This window comes from Plantactinospora siamensis (genome assembly GCF_042434095.1).
GTDB lineage: Bacteria > Actinomycetota > Actinomycetes > Mycobacteriales > Micromonosporaceae > KBS50.
In genome coordinates this window covers 442,916-462,207 of sequence record NZ_JBHLUE010000002.1, presented here as the reverse complement: position 1 = coordinate 462,207, position 19,292 = coordinate 442,916, and the positions used below count along the sequence as shown (strand labels likewise).

17 protein-coding genes are annotated in these 19,292 nt (G+C 74.1%); 8 read left to right on the top strand and 9 right to left on the bottom strand.

What is annotated here, in order from left to right; translation table 11 throughout:
• Positions 1–87: 87 nt before the first annotated feature.
• From clpB to ACFFHU_RS03680, 3 genes are all read right to left on the bottom strand, one after another.
• Positions 88–2,679, bottom strand: coding sequence for an ATP-dependent chaperone ClpB (gene clpB / locus ACFFHU_RS03690; RefSeq protein WP_377335638.1), 2,592 nt, complete (start codon positions 2,677–2,679; stop codon positions 88–90).
• An 85-nt stretch (positions 2,680–2,764) separates the two neighbouring features.
• On the bottom strand, positions 2,765–3,895 hold the full coding sequence (locus ACFFHU_RS03685) for a beta propeller repeat protein (protein ID WP_377335637.1): 1,131 nt from the start codon (positions 3,893–3,895) through the stop codon (positions 2,765–2,767).
• Between the two features lie 22 nt (positions 3,896–3,917).
• Complete coding sequence (locus tag ACFFHU_RS03680; RefSeq protein ID WP_377335636.1) at positions 3,918–5,081, bottom strand: WD40/YVTN/BNR-like repeat-containing protein; 1,164 nt, start codon at positions 5,079–5,081, stop codon at positions 3,918–3,920.
• 87 nt (positions 5,082–5,168) lie between these two features.
• Here ACFFHU_RS03680 and ACFFHU_RS03675 point away from each other — a divergent pair, with 87 nt between their 5' ends.
• The 3 genes from ACFFHU_RS03675 (at position 5,169) to ACFFHU_RS03665 (ending at position 7,478) form a co-directional block, all read left to right on the top strand.
• Positions 5,169–5,669: a cation:proton antiporter regulatory subunit gene (locus ACFFHU_RS03675; RefSeq protein ID WP_377335634.1), complete on the top strand. Its 501-nt coding sequence runs from the start codon at positions 5,169–5,171 to the stop codon at positions 5,667–5,669.
• 5 nt (positions 5,670–5,674) lie between these two features.
• The gene (locus tag ACFFHU_RS03670; RefSeq protein ID WP_377335632.1) at positions 5,675–6,883 is read left to right on the top strand and encodes a cation:proton antiporter; all 1,209 of its coding nucleotides are present in this window, start codon (positions 5,675–5,677) and stop codon (positions 6,881–6,883) included.
• A gap of 166 nt (positions 6,884–7,049) precedes the next feature.
• On the top strand, positions 7,050–7,478 hold the full coding sequence (locus ACFFHU_RS03665) for a hypothetical protein (RefSeq protein WP_377335630.1): 429 nt from the start codon (positions 7,050–7,052) through the stop codon (positions 7,476–7,478).
• Between the two features lie 132 nt (positions 7,479–7,610).
• On the opposite strand, the gene ACFFHU_RS03660 is transcribed toward ACFFHU_RS03665, so the two are convergent.
• The 5 genes from ACFFHU_RS03660 to dnaK all read right to left on the bottom strand — a co-directional run bounded on the left by ACFFHU_RS03660 (position 7,611) and on the right by dnaK (position 12,379).
• Positions 7,611–7,805, bottom strand: a complete 195-nt coding sequence (locus tag ACFFHU_RS03660; RefSeq protein WP_377335628.1) for a hypothetical protein — start codon at positions 7,803–7,805, stop codon at positions 7,611–7,613.
• A gap of 88 nt (positions 7,806–7,893) precedes the next feature.
• On the bottom strand, positions 7,894–8,337 hold the full coding sequence (locus ACFFHU_RS03655; protein WP_377335626.1) for a heat shock protein transcriptional repressor HspR: 444 nt from the start codon (positions 8,335–8,337) through the stop codon (positions 7,894–7,896).
• A 26-nt stretch (positions 8,338–8,363) separates the two neighbouring features.
• Positions 8,364–9,557 (bottom strand): molecular chaperone DnaJ, encoded by a 1,194-nt coding sequence (gene dnaJ, locus ACFFHU_RS03650; protein WP_377335624.1) that lies wholly within the window; start codon positions 9,555–9,557, stop codon positions 8,364–8,366.
• Between the two features lie 82 nt (positions 9,558–9,639).
• Complete coding sequence (gene grpE / locus ACFFHU_RS03645; protein ID WP_377335622.1) at positions 9,640–10,467, bottom strand: nucleotide exchange factor GrpE; 828 nt, start codon at positions 10,465–10,467, stop codon at positions 9,640–9,642.
• A gap of 37 nt (positions 10,468–10,504) precedes the next feature.
• Positions 10,505–12,379 (bottom strand): molecular chaperone DnaK, encoded by a 1,875-nt coding sequence (dnaK, locus tag ACFFHU_RS03640; protein WP_377335620.1) that lies wholly within the window; start codon positions 12,377–12,379, stop codon positions 10,505–10,507.
• Positions 12,380–12,627: 248 nt separating this feature from the next.
• Between dnaK and ACFFHU_RS03635 the strand changes: the two genes are divergently transcribed.
• From ACFFHU_RS03635 to ACFFHU_RS03620, 4 genes are all read left to right on the top strand, one after another.
• Entirely contained in the window at positions 12,628–14,451 is a 1,824-nt protein-coding gene (locus ACFFHU_RS03635) for a GTPase family protein (protein WP_377335618.1), read from the top strand.
• Positions 14,448–16,142: a GTPase gene (locus ACFFHU_RS03630; RefSeq protein ID WP_377335616.1), complete on the top strand. Its 1,695-nt coding sequence runs from the start codon at positions 14,448–14,450 to the stop codon at positions 16,140–16,142. Before ACFFHU_RS03635 ends, ACFFHU_RS03630 begins: the two co-directional genes overlap by 4 nt.
• A 69-nt stretch (positions 16,143–16,211) precedes the next feature.
• Complete coding sequence (locus ACFFHU_RS03625) at positions 16,212–16,559, top strand: hypothetical protein (protein ID WP_377335614.1); 348 nt, start codon at positions 16,212–16,214, stop codon at positions 16,557–16,559.
• A gap of 9 nt (positions 16,560–16,568) precedes the next feature.
• A complete protein-coding gene (locus tag ACFFHU_RS03620; RefSeq protein WP_377335612.1) occupies positions 16,569–17,786 on the top strand; it encodes a hypothetical protein in 1,218 nt (405 codons plus the stop codon).
• A gap of 150 nt (positions 17,787–17,936) precedes the next feature.
• Here ACFFHU_RS03620 and ACFFHU_RS03615 read toward each other — a convergent pair whose 3' ends face one another.
• Complete coding sequence (locus ACFFHU_RS03615) at positions 17,937–18,335, bottom strand: hypothetical protein (protein WP_377335610.1); 399 nt, start codon at positions 18,333–18,335, stop codon at positions 17,937–17,939.
• 210 nt (positions 18,336–18,545) lie between these two features.
• Between ACFFHU_RS03615 and ACFFHU_RS03610 the strand changes: the two genes are divergently transcribed.
• On the top strand, positions 18,546–18,701 hold the full coding sequence (locus tag ACFFHU_RS03610; protein ID WP_377335608.1) for a hypothetical protein: 156 nt from the start codon (positions 18,546–18,548) through the stop codon (positions 18,699–18,701).
• Positions 18,702–19,292: the final 591 nt, after the last annotated feature.

Here is a 19,292-nt window from a genome sequence, read left to right as displayed (position 1 = left end):
CCCACCCCTCGACCCGCACATCGATCAAGAAGTTGGCGGCGACATCGGAGATCGAATCGCCGCTGACTTCTTGACCGACCAGGCCGGTCAGGGGCGGGTTACCGCGAGGGCGTCCTTGGTGTCGGACAGGTCGACCCGCACGGTGTCGCCGTCGCGGATCTGGCCGCTCAGCAGCGCCTTGGCGAGCTGGTCGCCGATGGCCGTCTGCACGAGCCGGCGCAGCGGCCGGGCGCCGTAGATCGGGTCGTACCCGTGCTCGGCCAGCCAGGTGCGGGCCGGGTCGGACACGTCCAGCGTGAGCCGGCGCTCGGCCAGCCGGCGGCGCAGCCGGTCCAGCTGGATGTCCACGATCGACCGCAGCTGCTCGCCGCCGAGGCTGGCGAACACCACGATGTCGTCGAGCCGGTTGAGGAACTCCGGCTTGAACTCCGACCGGACCACCGCGAGCACCGCCTCCCGGCGCTCCTCCTCGCTCAGCGTCAGGTCGGTGATCACCGACGAGCCGAGGTTGGAGGTGAGGATCAGGATGGCGTTGCGGAAGTCCACCGTGCGGCCCTGACCGTCGGTCAGCCGGCCGTCGTCGAGCACCTGCAGCAGCACGTCGAAGACGTCCGGGTGGGCCTTCTCCACCTCGTCCAGCAGGATGACCGAGTACGGCCGGCGGCGCACCGCCTCGGTGAGCTGGCCGCCCTCCTCGTACCCGACGTATCCGGGCGGGGCGCCGACCAGGCGGGCCACCGAGTGCTTCTCGCCGTACTCGCTCATGTCGATCCGCACCATGGCCCGCTCGTCGTCGAAGAGGAACTCGGCGAGCGCCTTGGCCAGCTCGGTCTTGCCGACACCGGTGGGCCCGAGGAACAGGAAGCTGCCGGTCGGGCGGTCCGGGTCGGCCACGCCGGCGCGGGCCCGCCGTACGGCGTCGGAGACCGCGGCCACGGCCTCGGCCTGGCCCACCACGCGGGCGCCGAGCGAGTCCTCCATCCGCAGCAGCTTCGCGGTCTCGCCCTCCAGCAGCCGACCGGCCGGAATGCCGGTCCAGGAGGCGACCACCGCGGCGATGTCGTCGGCGCCGACCTCCTCCTTGAGCATCCCGCCGTCGGCCTGCAGCCCGGCCAGCTCCTGCTCGGCCCGGGCAAGGTCGGCACGCAGCTCCGGGATCCGGCCATAGCGCAGCTCGGCGGCGCGCTCCAGCTCGCCGTCCCGCTCGGCCCGCTCGGCCTCGCCGCCGAGCCGCTCCAGCTCCTCCTTGGCGGCGGACAGCCGCGCGATGTGGCTCTTCTCGAGCTGCCAGCGTTCCGACAGCGCGGTGAGCTGCTCGCGCTTGTCGGCCAGCTCCTTGCGCAGCCGCTCGAGCCGCTCGGCCGAGGCCTCGTCCGGCTCCTTGGCCAGCGCCATCTCCTCGATCTCCAGCCGGCGGACGGCCCGCTCGATCTCGTCGACCTCGACCGGCCGCGAGTCGATCTCCATACGCAGCCGGGACGCGGACTCGTCGACCAGGTCGATGGCCTTGTCCGGCAGGAAGCGGTCGGTGATGTACCGGTCGGACAGCGCGGCCGCGGCCACCAGGGCGGCGTCGGTGATGCGTACGCCGTGGTGCACCTCGTACCGCTCCTTGAGGCCGCGCAGGATGCCGATGGTGTCCTCGATGGTCGGCTCGCCGACCAGCACTGGCTGGAACCGGCGCTCCAGCGCCGGGTCCTTCTCGATGTGCTCGCGGTATTCGTCCAGGGTGGTGGCGCCGACCATCCGCAGCTCGCCGCGGGCGAGCATCGGCTTGAGCATGTTGCCGGCGTCCATCGAGCCCTCGCCCTTGCCGGCGCCCACCACCGTGTGCAGCTCGTCCAAAAACGTGATGACCTGGCCGTTGGAGTTCTTGATCTCCTCGAGCACCGACTTGAGCCGCTCCTCGAACTGGCCGCGGTACTGCGCGCCGGCCACCATGGCGCCGAGGTCCAGCGAGACGAGCTTCTTGTCCCGCAGCGACTCTGGCACGTCGCCGGCCACGATCCGCTGGGCCAGGCCCTCCACGATCGCCGTCTTGCCGACGCCGGGCTCGCCGATGAGCACCGGGTTGTTCTTCGTACGCCGGGAGAGCACCTGGACCACCCGGCGGATCTCCGAGTCCCGGCCGATGACCGGGTCGATCTTGCCCTCGCGGGCCCGCTCGGTGAGGTCGACGCCGTACTTCTCCAGCGCCTGGTACGTCTGCTCGGGATCGGCCGTGGTCACCCGGCGGTCGCCGCCGCGAACCGTCGGGAACGCGGCCACCAGGGTCTCCTCGGTGGCGCCGGCGGCCTTGAGCGCCTGCGCCACCGCCCCGCCCACCCGGGCCAGCCCGGCGAGCAGGTGCTCGGTCGAGGTGTATTCGTCGCCGAGCGGCCGGGCGATCTGCTCGGCGGCCCCGACGGCGTTGACGAACTCGCGGGACAGGCTGGGCTCGGCCACGCTGGAGCCGCGGGCGGCCGGCAGGTTCTCGACGGCCCGGGCGGCGGCCCGCCGGACGTCGGCCGGGTTGGCCCCGGTGGCGCGCAGCAGGGCGGCCGCGGTCGAGCCGCCGGTGTCCAGCAGCGAGAGCAGCAGGTGCCACGGCTCGACGGTGGCATGCCCCCGCTGGTTGGCGATGGCAACCGCGCCGGTGATGACCTCGCGGCTCTTGGTGGTAAGGCGTTCGGCGTTCATGGCTCCCCCGGGGTCAGGTGTGTCCACTAGGCATGACACAACCAGACTTGAGTCTATTCCGCTCAAGTCTAGGCTGTGACGCCGGTCACTCGGTGACCAACTCGAGCCGGACCCATCGCCGGTCCACCCCGGCGCCGCGGCCCAGCCAGATCGTCCGCGGGTACGCCTCGGTCACCACACACAACGCCCCGTCCGCCAGCAGGGTGAGGTCTCCGACGGCCGGCCACGCCGCCCGCCGGTACCGGCCGGCAACCACCACCCCCGCGCCGGCGGATCCCTGCACCGCCAGCACGCCGTCGCCGATGGCGGTCACCGCGTAGGCCAGGTCCGGATGTCCGGCCGCCGACTCGGGCCGCCACGCGTCGCCGACGAGCCGCCACAGCGTCGGGAACTGGCGATTGTCGGCGGGCCAGCCCACCAGCCACGCATCGCCGCCGTCGACCTGCGGCTCCAGCCGACCCAACCGGCCGCCGGGCGCCGGCACCGGGGTGGAGCGCCAGGTCCGCCCGTCGTCGGGCGAGATGGCCGCGTACGGCCGCCCGTCCCGCACCCCGGTGGCCACCAGCCGGCCGTTCGCGTACGCCACCTCCGCCAGCCCCGGCACGTCCGGCTGGCGGGCCAGCGGGCGCGCCCGGTCGGCCGCCCACTCCAGCACCGCCGGGGGCCGCCGGTCCCGGTCGCAGCACACCTGGAAGCGTCCCTGAACCATGAAGTACGCCGCCGGCGGTGGATCCGTCCGCGCGGAGGGGTGGCTGAACGTGCTGCCCCGGTCCGTCGAGGCGTACCAGCCGTGCGGCTCGGCCACCAGCACCAGCCGGTCATCCCGGGCGAACAGCTGGAAGTTGGCGGCGGTGGCCCGGGGCAGCGGCAGGGAGGTCCAGTGCCGGCCACCGTCCAGGGTCCGCAGCAGCACGCCCGGGCACTCCGGCGGCGGCGGCGTGCCGCCCGGCTCGGCGCCGAGGCTGGTCGCGTAGCAGCGCGAGAACAGCACGTACCCGGTCTCCGCGTCGGTGAACCGGACCGTCCAGGACGGGTAGTCGGCCGGCACCGGCACCCGGGCGGTGCGGACCGGCCAGGGCTCGTCGAGGCTCGGCCGGGCGCTCGCCGGCGCGCTGGGCCGGGCCGGGGTCCGGCGGACGTCCCCGATACCGCAGCCGGCCGGCGCGAGCAGCAGCACGGCGGCGAGCGCCGCCGCGGACCGGAACCGGACCCTCATCGATCCATCGTCCCTCCGCTGATCACTCCGGTACCAGCACGATCCGGAACCAGGTCCGGTCCGCACCCGTACCGACGCCGAGCAGCGGCCCGTCACCGCCGGGCGACGGCACCAGGACGGTGGCGTCGGAGAGCACCTCGATCCCCTGGTTGTTCAGCGGCCAGTCCAGGGCCCGGTACCGGTCCGCCGCCACCAGGCCGTTGCCGGCCGGTCCCGAGGTGAGCAGCAGACCACCACCGATCGGCAGCACCTGTTCGGCCCGAGCCGCCGGCAGGCCGGTCGCGGGCACCGGCGCCCAGGCCCGCAGCTCGGTGGCGCCGGGATCGGTCGCCCCGGGCGGCGACTGGTAGCGCCACAACGCGGGCGGGCGGGCCGGATCGGCGGACCGGACGACCAGCCACGGCTCCCCGTCGGGGGCGACCTCCACCTGTACGACGGTGATGTCCGGCGGGCCCGGATCCGGGACCGGGGTCGGCCGCCAGGTCCGGCCATCGTCGGTGGAGAGCGCCACCACGGGCCAGCCGCCGGCCACCCCGGTCGCCCACAGCTGCCCCTTCCGGTACGTCAGGACACTGTTCCCGGGAACCGAGGGGGGCGCCGGAACGGGCCGGGCCCGGCCGCCGCGCCAGTCGACGATCCGTTCCGGCCGCGCGGTGTCGTGCTGGAACCGCGAAAGGCTCTCCTGGAAGGCGTCCGGGATCTCCTGCTCGGCGCCCCCGGCGACCCGGGCAAAGCTGCGGCCGCCGTCGGTGGACCGGTACCAGTTCGGCGCGGCCCACAGCAACAGATCGCCGTCCCGGGTGACCACGAGCTGGTGGCTGGCCGCCTCCGGCCGGGGATGCCGGAGCGGCCGCCAGGACAGTCCGCCGTCGTCGGTGCGCAGCAGGCTGGCCGCGCAGCTCGGTCGGCTTCCGCTCGGATCGGTGACCGTGCCGCAGCGGGTGAACTGCGCGTACCCGCGCTCCGCGGTGACGAAGTCAAGCTGCTGGAGCCGGAAGTCGTCCGGCACCGGCACCCGGGCCGTGCGGACCGCGACGACCGGCGCCGTACCGGCCGGCGTGGCGGTGCCGGCCGGTCCGGACGGCGGCACGGCCCGGCGTACCTTGCCGATCGAGCAGCCCGGCGCGGCCAGCAGCAGCACGGCGAGCGCGAGCGCGCCGGCGGCGCGGCGACGACTCCGGGTCATACCGGAGATGATCCCGACCCGGCGCCGGGATCTCCACCCACCGCCGGCCGCGAATCATCGACGGCCGGACTCGGTAGCCTGGACGACGTGCGAGTACGCGTGGAGCAGACGACCCTGCCCGGCATCGGTGTACGCCATGACGTGATCACCGACTCCGGTCGGCGGATCGGCGTGGTGAGCCACCGCAACGGACGCCGCGATCTCGTGCTCTACGACCAGGACGACCCCGACTCGTGCGCGGCCAGCGTCCCGCTCACCGACGACGAGGCGGAGGCGCTGGCCGACGTCCTCGGCGCCTCGCTGATGCTCGGCCAGCTCGCCGGGCTGCGGCAGCAGGCCGCCGGGCTGCTCACCGAGCAGATCCTCATCCCCGCCGGCTCCAGGTACGTCGGCCGCCCCCTGGGCGACACGAAGGCCCGGACCCGGACCAGCGCCTCCATCGTGGCGGTGCTGCGGGAGGCCGAGGTGATCGCCTCGCCGGACCCGTCCTTCGTGTTCGCCGCCGGTGACGTGGTGGTGGTGGTCGGCACCCGCGACGGCATCGACGGGGTATCCCGGATTCTCGCCCAGATGCTGCCGGACGGCTGAGGAGGATGCACCACGAGACGACCGTCCTGCTCATCGAGGTCGGGGCGTTGCTGCTCGGCCTCGGCATGCTCGGCCGGCTCGCCCGGCGGATCGGCCTGTCCCCCATCCCGCTCTACCTGCTCGCCGGCCTGGCCTTCGGCCAGGGCGGCCTGCTCCCGCTGAACGCCAGCGAGGAGTTCTTCGCCACCGGCGCCGAGATCGGCGTGATCCTGCTGCTGGTGATGCTCGGCCTGGAATATTCGGCCGACGAGCTGGTCGGCAACCTGCGCTCGGCCGCTCCCGCCGGCCTGATCGACGGCGTGCTCAACGCCCTGCCCGGCGCGGCCTTCGCGCTGCTGCTGGGTTGGGGGTGGCTGTCGGCGGTGGTGCTGGCCGGCGTCACGTGGGTCTCCTCGTCCGGGGTCATCGCCAAGGTGCTGGCCGATCTGGGCCGGCTCGGCAACCGGGAGACCCCGGTGATCCTTTCCGTCCTCGTGATCGAGGACCTCGCCATGGCGCTCTACCTGCCGCTGCTCACCGCGCTGCTGGCCGGCACCGGCCTGCTGGGCGGCGGGATCGCGCTCGTGGTGGCCGTAGCCACCGTCGTGGTCGTGCTGCTGGTGGCCACCCGGTACGGCCGGGCCATCTCGGCGATTTTTCCGGTGAACAATCCGGAGGCGTTGCTGCTCGGCGTGCTCGGACTGACGCTGCTGGTGGCCGGCGTGGCCGCCCAACTGAAGGTCTCGGCCGCGGTCGGCGCGTTCCTGGTCGGCATCGCCCTGTCCGGTCCGGTGGCGCACAACGCCACCGAGCTGCTGTCCCCGCTGCGCGACCTGTTCGCGGCGGTCTTCTTCGTGTTCTTCGGCCTGGCCACCAACCCGGCGGACATCCCGCCGGTCCTGCTGCCGGCGCTCGGGCTGGCCGTGCTGACGATCGGCACGAAGGTGGTGACCGGATATCTCGCCGCCGGGCGGGTGGGGGTGGCGCTGCCCGGCCGGCTCCGCGCCGGGCTGGGTCTGGTGCCGCGGGGCGAGTTCTCCATCGTGATCGCGGGCCTGGCCGTCACGTCCTCCGCCGTGGAGCCCCGGCTGGCGCCGCTGGCCACGGCGTACGTGCTGATCACGGTGGTGGTCGGGCCGCTGCTGGGCCGCCTGCCGGACGTTCCGGCCGTCAAGGGGTGGCTGCGCCGCCGGATGGAGGCCCGCCGGCTTGCGCCGGCGACCGCACCGGACTGACGGCCGTCCCGGGCCGGCACCGTAACGGCTTGATGAAGTGGCACATGAGGGGCCTTTCGCCAATCCGGGGCCGCGCGCTACGGTGTCGCGTCAGCAGCCGATGGTGCCCGGACGGATACTCCCGGGTAACCACCACCACCGCCGCGAGCGGAAGGTTCTTTCCGGGGTGAGCGTGCAGGAGTCGACGTTCCACGGCTTCGCCAATCCGGTCGACCCCAGCGCAACCGAGTTGCGAGCCTGGGCTTACCAGCCGGACTCCGTTCCGCTGCACTCGATGCCGCCGGACTGGGACCTGCTGGTCTCCGGCGACCACCTGGTGGGCACGCTGTTCGACCTGGCCATGGACCGCACCTGCCCGGCGCGCCGGTTCGCCCAGCACTGCCTCTACATCTACTCGGCCGACGGGATTCGGACGAAGTTCCGCGCCCATCCCCGGCGCCGGCTGCGCAAGCTGGTGGAGCGGGCCGAGCGCGAGGGCGACGAGTCGATGCTGACCTGGGCGCACAACTGCCGGATGCTGCTGGCCCGGCCGGAGCTGTTCGACTATCACGACTGGTGCGAGGGCGGCCTGGTCCGCAGCGGCCGGCGACTGTAGGCGTACCGCTGCGCCGTCCGGAACGCGGCAAGCGAAACGCCCGCGTCGCGGCGGGCGGACGTCGGCGCGGACGGGACGCGGGCCGGGAGCCCCCGTGGATCCCGGCCCGCAGCATCGCCGCCACGACCCGCGTCAGCCTCCGGCGCGCCGGCCCTTCGCCTGGCGTACCTGCTCGCGGGCCTGATCCTGACCGTGGTCGACCTGATCGACATAGCGGCCCTCGGTCAACTGCTCGCCCTCCTCGCCGTCGGCGCGTGCGTCGACGGGCTCGGTGGCGCCGAGCGTGTCCCGGACCTTCTCGGTCATCTTGCGGAACGGATCGGCCATGGCGCTGCCCCCATTTGGTCCGGATTATGCAATACGAACCCAAAGGTCAGAATAGTGGAGCCGACGGACCCGCGCGGGCAGAACCGGCCTAAGACCGGTCTTCCGGGCGGATCGGTCGCCACACCACGAGCGCCGTCGAGGGCCGCGAGGTGGGCACCAGGTCGGCCCGCGGGAACGGCCGGGCCGCCTCCAGTTGGGCGATCCGCTCGTACGCCGCGGCCAGCTGCTGCTGGGCCTGCGCGAGCCGCTGCCGCAGCCCGTCGACCGCCTGTTCCAGCTCGATGATCCGCTTGATGCCGGCCAGGTTGACGCCGTCGTCCTGGCTGAGCCGCTGCACCTCGCGGAGCAGGGCCACGTCCCGCACGCTGTACCGCCGACCGCCGCCGGCCGCCCGGCCGGGCTGCACCAGCCCGAGCCGGTCGTACTGCCGCAGCGTCTGCGGATGCATGCCGGCCATCCGGGCCGCCACCGAGATCATCAGCACCTTGGCGTCGGACGCCTGGGCGACCGAAATGATGAACTCCTCAGCCATCGTGAGCACCTCCGGTCGACGGCCGCTCAACTGACACGACGTACCCGGGCGTCGAGACGTTCCCGACCCGCTCCCGGGGTCTGCGCGGCGAAGGTCTCCAGCGCCGCCCTGGCCTCGCCGGACACCTGCTCCGGCACGATCACCTCGATGGTCACCAGCAGATCGCCCGGCTGGCCGTCGCGTCGGGCCACGCCCTTGCCGCGGGCCCGCAGGACCCGTCCGCTCGGCGTGCCCGGGGGCACCCGCAGCGTCACGGCGCCGTCCATGGTCGGCACCCGCAGGTCGGTGCCGAGCACCGCCTCGGCGAACGTGACCGGCACGGTGAGCGTCAGGTCGTCGCCGCTGCGCCCGAACAGGTCGTCCGGGCGGACCCGGACCAGCACGAACAGGTCGCCGGGCGGACCGCCGCGATCGCCCGGCTCGCCCCGGCCCGACAGCCGGATCCGCTGCCCGTCGGCCACCCCGGCCGGGAAGCGCACGGTGATCGTCCGGGTCTTGGTGACCCCGCCCGTCCCGCGGCACTCCGGGCACTTCTCGTCGACGATCGTGCCCACGCCCTGGCACTCGCGGCACGGCTCGGCGAAGCTGAACGCGCCCTGGTCCCGGCTCACCACGCCGGCGCCCTTGCACACCGGGCAGGTGCGCGGGCTGGTTCCCGGCTTGGCGCCGTTGCCGTGGCAGACGTCGCACACCCCCGGGGCGCGCAACGTCAGCGGCAGCGTCACCCCGCGGACCGCGTCCGCGAAGTCGACCGCCACCTCGGCCTCGACGTCCCGGCCCCGGGCGGGCCCGCGCGGCCGCGTCGTGGTGCCGGCGCCGCCGTTGAACAGCGTGCCGAACAGGTCCGAGAAGCCGCCCCCGAAGCGGCCACCCGCGGCGCCACCCGGGCCGCCACCCGCGCCACCGAACAGGTCGGACACGTCGAACGGGACGCCGCCCGGCCCACCCGCGCCGGCCTGCGCGTTCCGCCGGAACGCCCCCGAGCCGAACAGCGAGCGCATCTCGTCGTACTCCTTGCGCTTGCGCTCGTCGGACAGCACCGAGTAGGCCTCGGAGACGGCCTTGAACCGCGACTCGGCCTCGGCGTTGCCGGGGTTGCGGTCCGGGTGCAACTCCCGGGCCAGCTTCCGGTACGACTTCTTGATCTCGTCTGCGGAGGCGGACCTGCCCACCCCCAGCTCGGCGTAGAAATCCTTTTCCAGCCAGTCCTTGGAACTCATCTGTCCACCCCCTTCCCTGCACTCCTGGCCCGGATCGTCGGCGCCCGTCCGGCCGGACGGGCGCCGACGATCCCCGACGTAGCTATTCCGGGTCGGCGACCGCCACCAGCGCGGGCCGCAGCAGCCGCTCGCCCAGCTGGTAGCCGCGCCGCATCACCTCGACGCACGTCGGCTCGGTGACCTCGGCGGACGTCTGGTGCGCGACCGCCTCGTGCCGGGTCGGGTCGAACTGGTCACCCTTCTCACCGAACGCGGCCAGCCCGAACTTGCCGAGCGCCGCGGTGAGCTGCTCGGCGACCGTGCCGAACGGACCCACCAGGTCGCCGTGCTCGCGCGCCCGATCCAGGTCGTCCAGGATCGGCAGCAACGCGGTCAGCACGGTCCCGGTGGTCTGCTCGGCCTGGAGGCCGCGGTCCCGGTCGACCCGCTTGCGGTAGTTGGCGTACTCGGCCGAGACCCGCTGAACGTCCCGGGTCCGCTCGTCGAGCTCGGCCCGCAGCGCCTCCAGCTCGGCGCCCAGGGCGCCGGACCGGTTCGCCGCGGAGTCCAGCGGCTCCGCCGGGGCGTCCACCACCGGCGTGTCGCCGCCGGTGGTGGCGGCCGCCTCGGCCTCGGCCTCGGCGGCCCGCTCGGCCGACTCGTCGGCGAGCTCGGCCTCGGTGCTGGTCTCCGGCTTGACCTCGGCGTCCCCGGTGCCGTCCGCCTGGTCACCGTCGGCCGGCGGGTCGGTCGGCTCGCCCTTGCCGCCGGACGGATCGACCCGGCGCTTGTCCCGGATGACGACGCGCTCGCCGGCCGGGTTCGCCGGGCCGGCGTCCGCCGCGTCATCCCGGGCGGACGTGCCCGGCACCGAGCCACCCTGCGCCGGGCCGGCGTCGCCGGCCTTGGCGTGTCGTGGCTTGTCCGTCATTTATCTACCTCAATCTTGTGCATGGTGGAGCGGCAGGTCACTTCTTGTCGTCCTCGTCCACGATCTCCGCGTCGACGACGTCGTCCGGACCGGTCGCACCGGTTGCGCCGGCCGCACCCGGGCCGGCCGTACCGGCGCCGGGGGCACCGGGGCCCGCCTGCTGGCCGGCCTCGCCCTGCTGCTGCGCGTACAGCAGCGAGCCGGCCTGCTGGGAGACCTGCGCGAGCTTCTCGTGCGCCGACTTGATCTTCTCGAGGTCGCTGCCGCCGAGCGCGCCACGCAGGTCGCCGAGGGCCTCGTTGATCTGCTCCCGGTTCTCCGCGGGCAGCTTCTCGCCGCTCTCGGCCAGGAACTTCTCGGTCTGCCACTGGAGCTGCTCGGCGAGGTTGCGGGTCTCCGCCTCCTCGCGCCGCCGCTTGTCGTCGTCGGCGTGCTCCTGGGCGTCGCGCATCATCCGCTCGATGTCATCCTTCGGCAGCGCCGAGCCGCCGGTGATGGTCATCGACTGCTCCTTGCCGGTGCCGAGGTCCTTGGCGTGCACGTGCACGATGCCGTTGGCGTCGATGTCGAACGCCACCTCGATCTGCGGCACGCCGCGCGGCGCCGGCGGCAGGCCGGTGAGCTCGAAGGTGCCGAGCTTCTTGTTGTACGCGGCGATCTCCCGCTCACCCTGGAACACCTGGATGAGCACCGACGGCTGGTTGTCGTCGGCCGTGGTGAAGACCTCCGACCGCTTGGTCGGGATGGTGGTGTTGCGCTCGATCAGCTTGGTGAAGATGCCGCCCTTGGTCTCGATGCCCAGGCTCAGCGGGGTGACGTCCAGCAGCAGGACGTCCTTGACCTCGCCCTTGAGCACGCCGGCCTGCAGGGCGGCGCCCACGGCCACGACCTCGTCCGGGTTGACGCCCTTGTTCGGCTCCTTGCCGGTCAGCTGCTTCACCAGGTCGGTGACCGCCGGCATCCGGGTCGAGCCGCCGACCAGGATCACGTGGTCGACGTCCGCGACCTTGATCCCGGCGTCCTTGATGGCCTGCTCGAACGGGCCCTTGCAGCGGTCCAGCAGGTCCTGGCTCATCCGCTGGAACTCCGCCCGGCTCAGCGTCACGTCCAGGTGCAGCGGGCCGGCCTGACCCGCCGTGATGTACGGCAGGTTGATGTTGGTGGTAGTGGCCGCGGACAGCTCGATCTTGGCCTTCTCGGCCGCCTCGCGGAGCCGCTGCATGGCCATCTTGTCCTGCGACAGGTCGATGCCCTGCTCGCCGCGGAACGTCTTGACCAGGTGGTCGATGATCCGCTGGTCCCAGTCGTCGCCACCGAGGTGGTTGTCGCCGCTGGTGGACTTGACCTCGATGACGCCCTCGGCGAGCTCCAGCAGCGACACGTCGAACGTGCCACCGCCCAGGTCGAAGACCAGGACGGTCTGCTCCTTGGAGCCCTTGTCCAGGCCGTACGCCAGCGCCGCCGCGGTCGGCTCGTTCACGATCCGCAGCACGTTGAAGCCGGCGATCTCACCGGCCTCCTTGGTGGCCTGCCGCTGCGCGTCGTTGAAGTAGGCCGGAACGGTGATCACCGCATCGGTGATCTGCTCGCCCAGGTAGGCCTCGGCGTCCCGCTTGAGCTTCATGAGGGTGCGCGCGGAGATCTCCTGCGGCGTGTACTTCTTGCCGTCGATGTCGACGGTCCAGTTGGTGCCGACCTCCCGCTTGACCGACCGGATGGTCCGGTCCGGGTTGGTCACCGCCTGACGCTTGGCGACCTCGCCGACGAGCACCTCACCGTTCCGGGCGAACGCGACGATCGACGGAGTCGTCCGCGAGCCCTCGGCGTTCGCGATGACGGTGGGCTCACCGCCCTCGAGAACGCTGACGCAGGAGTTCGTCGTGCCGAGGTCGATACCGACCGCACGTGCCATGTTCGCTTCCTCGCTTCGCTACTAGAGCAGGTGGCGGGCCACTGACGAGCCGGCCCGACACAAGTTGAGTGCCTCTGACTCAATACTGCCACGATCACCCGTGGCGTCAAGTCGAGGTTGAGTCTGCCTTACGCAAGTCTGCCGAATGTCCGGATATTCCCCGCTCGGACGCCCGACCGAACCGCCGGCGGAGGTACTCGCCCGGGTGTCCGGTTGTCGGCGTTGGATCGATCGGGCACCCTTTACCCGTGACGACCCAGGGCGAGCCGGCCACAGCGGGCGCGGCAGCCCCGCCCCTCGAATCTGCCCCGCGCTCGGCCGGGGAAACCCCGGCCTCCGCCGAGCCGGACCTCAGCGCTGCCCTCGGGGAGCTGCGAACGGCGGTGGCCGGGGCGCGCTTCCCGCTGGTGCTGCCCTCGGCCAACGAGGCGAGCCGGACCGCCCACACGGTGATCGGGCAGCTCGACGACTACCTCCTGCCGCGGTTGGCCCGGCTGGACGCGCCGCTGCTCGTGGTGGTCGGCGGCTCCACCGGCGCCGGCAAGTCGACCCTGGTCAACAGCCTCGTCCGGGCGCGGGTCAGCGCCTCGGGCGTGCTCCGGCCGACCACCCGCGCCCCCGTGCTGGTGTGCAGCCCCGCCGACACCGGCTGGTTCCGGCAGGGCGAGCTGCTGCCCGGGCTCACCCGCACGAACGAACCGGGGAGCGATCCGAACACGCTGCAACTGGTCGCGGCCCCGGCCCTCACCCCCGGGCTGGCCTTCCTCGACGCCCCGGACATCGACTCGGTGGTGGACGCCAACCGGGCCCTCGCGGCCCAGCTGCTGGCCGCCGCCGACCTGTGGCTGTTCGTCACCACCGCGGCCCGGTACGCCGACGCGGTGCCGTGGGAGCTGCTGCAGACCGCCCGGGAACGCGGCACGGTCATCGCGCTGGTCCTGGACCGGGTGCCGCCCGAGGCCGCCGACGAGATCGCCGGACACCTCGCCGAGATGCTGGCCGCGCACGATCTCGCGGCCGCCCCGCTGTTCGTGCTGCCGGAGACGACCGTGGACGGTCAGGGCCTGCTGCCGGAACGGGCGGTCGGCGACCTGCGTAGCTGGTTCGGCCGGCTCGCCGCGGACGGGCAGGCCCGGGCCGCGGTGGTCCGGCAGACCCTGGACGGCGCGCTGACCGCGCTCGGCCCGGCGGTGGGCCGGCTGGCCGCGGCCGGCGAGGAGCAGACCCGGGCCGCCGCGACGCTCGACGAGCGGGTGACCGGGGCATACCGGAACGCGCGCCGGACCGTCGAGCAGGGCGTCCGCGACGGCCGGCTGCTGCGCGGCGAGGTGCTGGCCCGGTGGCAGGAGTTCGTCGGCACGGGCGAGCTGTTCCGCACCCTGGAGGCCCGGATCGGCCGGCTGCGGGACCGGGTGGTGGCCGCGGTGACCGGCCGACCCGCCCCCGGTCACGAGCTGCGGACGGCCATCGAGTCCCAGCTGGTGACCCTGCTCCGCGGCGTGGCCGCGGACGCGGCCGAGGCGGCGTACACCGGCTGGCAGGCGCACCCGGCCGGGGCGGCGCTGCTGGAGCCCTCGCTCGCCCGGCCGGCCGACGACTTCGCCGAACGCGCCGAGCGGCTGGTCCGGGAGTGGCAGCGGGGCGTGCTGGAACTCGTCCGCGCCGAGGGCGGCGACCGCCGGTTCATCGCCCGAACCGCGGCGTACGCGGTGAACGCCATGGGCCTGGCCGTCACCATCGCGGTCTTCGCCTCCACGGCCTTCATCCCGACCGGCCTGGAGGTGGCCACCGGGGCCGGCACCACCCTGGCCGGCCAGGTCGTGCTGCAGGCCATCTTCGGCGACCAGGCGGTACGCAACCTCGCCGCGCAGGCCCGGGTGGACCTGCTGGAGCGGGTGTCGGAGCTGCTGGAGACCGAGGCCGCCCGGTTCCACGCCCGGACCGGCGCGGCCGGCGTCGACGCCCAGGCCGCGGAGCGCCTCCGGGTCGCCGCGGCCGACGTCGAGGCCGCGCGCCGGCGCGCCGGGCTGACCCGGGGCGCCCCGCTCACCCTGCCCGGGGACGAGCGGTGACCGGCATCGTGGGCCGGTTCCGGGAGGCGCTCACCGGAGACCGCCGGATCGATCCGGACGTCCTGGTCGACCGGGTGGCGGCGGTACGCCGGTTCATCGACCTCGTCGAGGGCCACCTGCCGGACGACCGGCTCGGTCCCGCGCACACCCTGGTGGAACGGGCCGGCGACCGGTTGGCGCTGTCCCGCGACCACACGGTGGTGGCGCTGGCCGGCGCCACCGGCAGCGGCAAGTCCAGCCTGTTCAACGCGCTGGCCCGGATCGACCTCTCGCCCGTGGGCGTGCGCCGGCCCACCACCGGCGTCACGTACGCGTGTGTCTGGGGCCCCCCGGAGGGCGCGGTACGGCTGCTCGACTGGCTCGGCGTGCTGCCGCGCAACCGGTTCGTCCGGGAGAGCCAGCTGGACGCCGAGGACGAGGCGGCGCTGCGCGGCCTGGTCCTGCTCGACCTGCCGGACTTCGACTCGGTGCAGCAGAGCCACCGCCGCGAGGTCGACCGGCTGCTCGGCCTCGTCGACCTGGTGGTCTGGGTGGTCGATCCGCAGAAGTACGCCGACCGGGTGGTGCACGAGAGCTACCTGCGGGAGTTCCACCGGCACCGCGACGTCACCGTGGTGGTGCTCAACCAGACCGACCGACTGCCGGCCGCCGAGGTGCCCCGGGTGCTGGCCGACCTGCGCCGGCTGCTGGACCGCGACGGGTTGTCCGGAGTGCCCGTGCTGGCCACCTCGGCGGTCGACCCAGCGGCGCTGGCCGACCTACGGAGCACCCTGCAGTCCACGGTCGGCGAACGGCAGGCCGCGCTGCGCCGGCTCTCCGGCGACGCCGACGCCGTGGTCGACGCGCTGACGCCGCTGATGGGACCGGCGCCGGCGCCGGACGACCTCGACCGGGCCAGCCTGCCCGGGCTCACCGACGCGCTGGCCGGGGTGGCCGGGGTGCCGGCGGTCGTCGAGGCCACCGAGCGCGCGTACCGGCACCGGGCCGCCGGCTCCACCGGCTGGCCGCTGGTGCGCGGCTGGCGCAAGCTGCGCCCCGATCCGCTGCGCCGGCTGCACCTGCCCGGCCCCGCCCCGGACACCGCGGGTGAGGCGGAGGCGACGAGCCTCACCTCGGCCACCTCCGTACCGGATCCCACCGCGGCGCAACGCTCGGCCGTCGGGCTGGCCGTGCGGCGGGTCGCCGACCGGGCCGGTCGCGGGCTGGCCACCCCGTGGCCGGAGGCGGTGGCCGCGGCCGCCCGCTCCCGGCTGGCCGACCTGCCCGACGCGCTGGACGGCGCGGTGGCGGGCACCGACCTCGGGCTGCGCCGCAAGCCCATCTGGTGGCGGCTGGTCGGCGCGCTGCAGTGGCTGGTCACGCTGGCCGCGGTGGCCGGGCTGGGCTGGCTGGTGTTCGGGTACGCGCTGCGCGCCCTCGGCCTGCCGCCGCTCGACTACCCGATGGTCGGCCGGGCGCCGCTGCCCACGCTGCTCCTGCTGGGCGGCCTGCTGCTCGGCGTGCTCATCGCGCTGCTGGCCCGGCCGATCATCGCGCTCGGCGCTCGGCGCGCCCGCCGGCGGGCGGAGCGCCGGCTCCGGACCGCGGTGGCGGGCGTGGCCATCGGCCACGTCATCGAGCCGGTCCGGGAGGTGCTGGCCGCGTACGAGCGGGCCCGCGAGGCGCTCGCGGCGGCCCGGTCCGGCCGGTGAGCCCGCGCCGCGCCGCCCTGGTCCGCGGCGGGATGATCCTGCTCGGCCTGCTGTACCTCTCCTGGGGGGGTGCCGGCCGCCGCGGCGCCCCGCTGGTTCTTCGACAGCTTTCCCGGCCTCGGTCACGCCTGGACGGCCGCGTATCCGCCGTACAACGAGCATCTGGTGACCGACCTCGGCGCGGCGTTCCTCACCCTCGGCGCGCTGCTGCTCGCGGCGGCCTGGCTGGCCGACCGGCGGGTGACCCTCGTGGTGCTGGGCGGCGTGCTGCTCTATTCCTGCGTCCACCTGGCGTTTCATCTCCTCCGGCACGGCACCCTCGGCGGCGTCGACCTGGCGGCCAGCCTGGTGGCGCTGGCGCTCGGGGTGGGCATTCCGGCCGTGCTGCTGGTGCTCTGCACCCGCGGCCCGGCGTAGGGTCGGGACATGGCCACGCCACAGACCCCCTACGAGGCGGTGCTCCATGCCGCGCGGGACGTGACCAGGCTGGATTCCGCGCTGGACGCCGAGATGCTCGGCACCGCGCTCCTGGGCAGCGTTTACGCACTGGCCGACGACGACCGCAACGCCGCCGTGCGCCGGTTCGTCGGTGACTTCCTGGCCGCGACCAACCGGCGGCGCAGCGCCGCGGCCACCACGATCCGCCGGGTGTTCGCCGTGCTCGTTCCGGAGGCGACCGGGGCGGCCGCGGTCAGACCGGGCGCCCAGGCGCCGTCGTGGTCCGACCAGCTGGGCCAGGTACGCCTCACCGGCAGTTACGCCTACGGCGACGTGTACGGCGACCAGACCTCCTACCTGGCCACGTTCGCGTACTCGGACGCCGAGGCCGGCGGGCCGGAACACGCCGTGGTGGCCCTGGTGGACCACAACATCGGGATCACCAAGGACGTCTTTGTGGGCGGCCCGGCCGCCGGCATCCTCGACCAGGTGAAGCGGATGTGCGACGGCGACGACCTCACCTGGTTCCGCACCGAGGATCCGGTGCGGCTACGCGCCGAGGTCAGCCGGCACCTGGCCATCACCGACGGGCTGGCCGAGCTGCCCGACGAGGGCTCGCTGGCGACCGACCGCGCGCTGGTCGGCGCCCGGCTGGCGGTGCTGCCGGCGCCGCCGCTCGCCGCGGTGCCGGAGCCGGAGCCGATGTCGCCGGAGGAGCGCGCCCGGCTGGTACGCGAGTTCCTGGCCGCGCCGGAGGCTCTGCGGCACGGCCTGGACGAGGTCGACGGCGGCGACCTGGCCTCGCTGCACTTCTGCCTGAGCCTGATCCTCGACCACGCCGGCACTCTGCCGGAGCCGGATCCGCTGCGCTGGAGTCCGGCGGTGGCCGGGCTGTTCCTGCTGGACTGGGTGCACCGGCGGGCGGTGCTGGACATGGACGACGCCGCCATGCTGCCCCGGGTGGTGCGGGCCTGGGCCACGTACGCCACCCGGCGGCGGGGCCTGCCGGCGCAGGCCGTGGAGCAGACCGACAGCGCGGTCGAGGAGATGATCCCGGAGTTCGTCCGGCTCTACACCACGGGCGAGCGCCGCAGCCCGGCGACCGCGGCGGTGGCCCAGCTGATGGCCGACGGGGTGGACCCGAACGACCCGGACGCCCTGAACGCCTGGATCGAGGACAACCGCCAACGCCTCGGCGACGACTGACCCGGCGCCGGACCGGTCGAGGTCCGCTCTCGGGGTGATCGTTGCTTGAAAACGGCGCGCTTGTGCGGCGTGTCGACGCCCGAATCCGCCAACGATCACGGGTTCCGGTCGGGATCCCTCTGCGGCGGGTACGGAGTGCCCGGCGACGGGTTAAGGATGCTCGGCGGTGGCGGCGCAGGCGTGGGGCCCGGAGTGCTCGGCGTCGCGCCCGGGGTGCTCGGCGTGGGGCCCGGAGTGCTCGGCGTCGCGCCCGGAGTGCTCGGCATGGGGCTCGAAGTGCTCGGCATGGGGCTCGGCGTCCCGGCTGGGCTGGGGGTTGGGGTCGGCGCGCCCGGGCTGGGCCTCCGGCTCCCTGACGGGGTCGGGGTGGGCGTTCGGGTCGCGCTTCCCGATGGCGTCGGGGTCGGGCTCCGCGACGGCGTCGGGGTCGGGCTCCGCGATGGCGTCGGGGTCGGGCTCTGCGATGGCGTCGGCACCGGGGGCGGGGGCGGCTCCGGTGTCGGGCCGCTCGGGGTGGGTGTCGGGCTTGGACCCGTGGGCGACGGCCACGGGTCGGTCTGCGCCGATCCGGTCGGCGACGGGTCGCCGGCGGGCCTCCCGGGCGGCAACGGCGCGGGTACGGCCGGGAGCGCCGGGCGTTCGCGTCGCGTCGGCCGAGGCCGCGCCGGATGGACCGCGGGGCCGGCCGGTGGGGTGCCGCGGGCCCGGTCACCCGTCCAGGACGGCGGACCGCCGGGCAGAGTGGTCGGTGGCAGCGGGATGACCACCACCGGCCCCTCCGAGGGCGGGGCGATGAACGGCGGCAGGTCCGAACCGGGCTCACCGGCCCCCCGTACGGTGGCCGAACCGGCGGTGATCACCGCGACGATCGGCAGCGACGCCGTCCCGGCCAGCATCGCCACGGTCAGCAGATAGCGGCGGGCGGGGCCGGCCAACCCGTCGGCCCGGTGAATCCCGATGACCCGGCGGTCGGCGTGCGCGCCACCGGAACCGCGGTGCCGGGCGAGCGGGCGGGACGGGACGGGTTCGGGCACAGGTCGGACTCCTCGCGGGCGACATGAGGCACCGCGTCCGGTTCCGGTGCGAAGTCGTGACGGAATCCGGACTCCTCGGGCGGCATCACCGCGGCACAGCGTGGCGCAATCACCGAGGGTTTTCCAGATCCGTACAGCGTGTCACCGTGCCGACTTTCCCGTTCCGGGTCGGCGGGCGGGGCAAACCGGGATGTCTGTGACGAACGAGGCCGTCAACCGTCCCCCCGGTTCCGGCTCGGGGATACCGATCTGTGGGTCCGCTCACCTCCTCTGCGAATATGGAAACCAACGGCACTCCGGCCGGCCCGCCCGCGTACCCGGCGGGGGGCGACGGGAGGTCGACGTTCGGCGATCCGGATCTGGCGTCAGGAAAGCCGTCCAGACCGCGCAGCAACCCCGGACCGGGGCTAGGCGCGGTGCACACGTCCGGCCGGACGGCAGTCGGGCCGGCGCATGGAACTGCGCGGTCGGG

What these genes read in the sequence shown, in the direction of transcription:
- clpB (WP_377335638.1), bottom strand. Translation starts at nt 2,679, where the DNA reads ATGAACGCCGAACGCCTTACCACCAAGAGCCGCGAGGTCATCACCGGC.
- ACFFHU_RS03685 (WP_377335637.1), bottom strand. Translation starts at nt 3,895, where the DNA reads ATGAGGGTCCGGTTCCGGTCCGCGGCGGCGCTCGCCGCCGTGCTGCTG.
- ACFFHU_RS03680 (WP_377335636.1), bottom strand. Translation starts at nt 5,081, where the DNA reads ATGACCCGGAGTCGTCGCCGCGCCGCCGGCGCGCTCGCGCTCGCCGTG.
- ACFFHU_RS03670 (WP_377335632.1), top strand. Translation starts at nt 5,675, where the DNA reads ATGCACCACGAGACGACCGTCCTGCTCATCGAGGTCGGGGCGTTGCTG.
- ACFFHU_RS03660 (WP_377335628.1), bottom strand. Translation starts at nt 7,805, where the DNA reads ATGGCCGATCCGTTCCGCAAGATGACCGAGAAGGTCCGGGACACGCTC.
- ACFFHU_RS03655 (WP_377335626.1), bottom strand. Translation starts at nt 8,337, where the DNA reads ATGGCTGAGGAGTTCATCATTTCGGTCGCCCAGGCGTCCGACGCCAAG.
- dnaJ (WP_377335624.1), bottom strand. Translation starts at nt 9,557, where the DNA reads ATGAGTTCCAAGGACTGGCTGGAAAAGGATTTCTACGCCGAGCTGGGG.
- grpE (WP_377335622.1), bottom strand. Translation starts at nt 10,467, where the DNA reads ATGACGGACAAGCCACGACACGCCAAGGCCGGCGACGCCGGCCCGGCG.
- dnaK (WP_377335620.1), bottom strand. Translation starts at nt 12,379, where the DNA reads ATGGCACGTGCGGTCGGTATCGACCTCGGCACGACGAACTCCTGCGTC.
- ACFFHU_RS03620 (WP_377335612.1), top strand. Translation starts at nt 16,569, where the DNA reads ATGGCCACGCCACAGACCCCCTACGAGGCGGTGCTCCATGCCGCGCGG.
- ACFFHU_RS03610 (WP_377335608.1), top strand. Translation starts at nt 18,546, where the DNA reads ATGACCACCACCGGCCCCTCCGAGGGCGGGGCGATGAACGGCGGCAGG.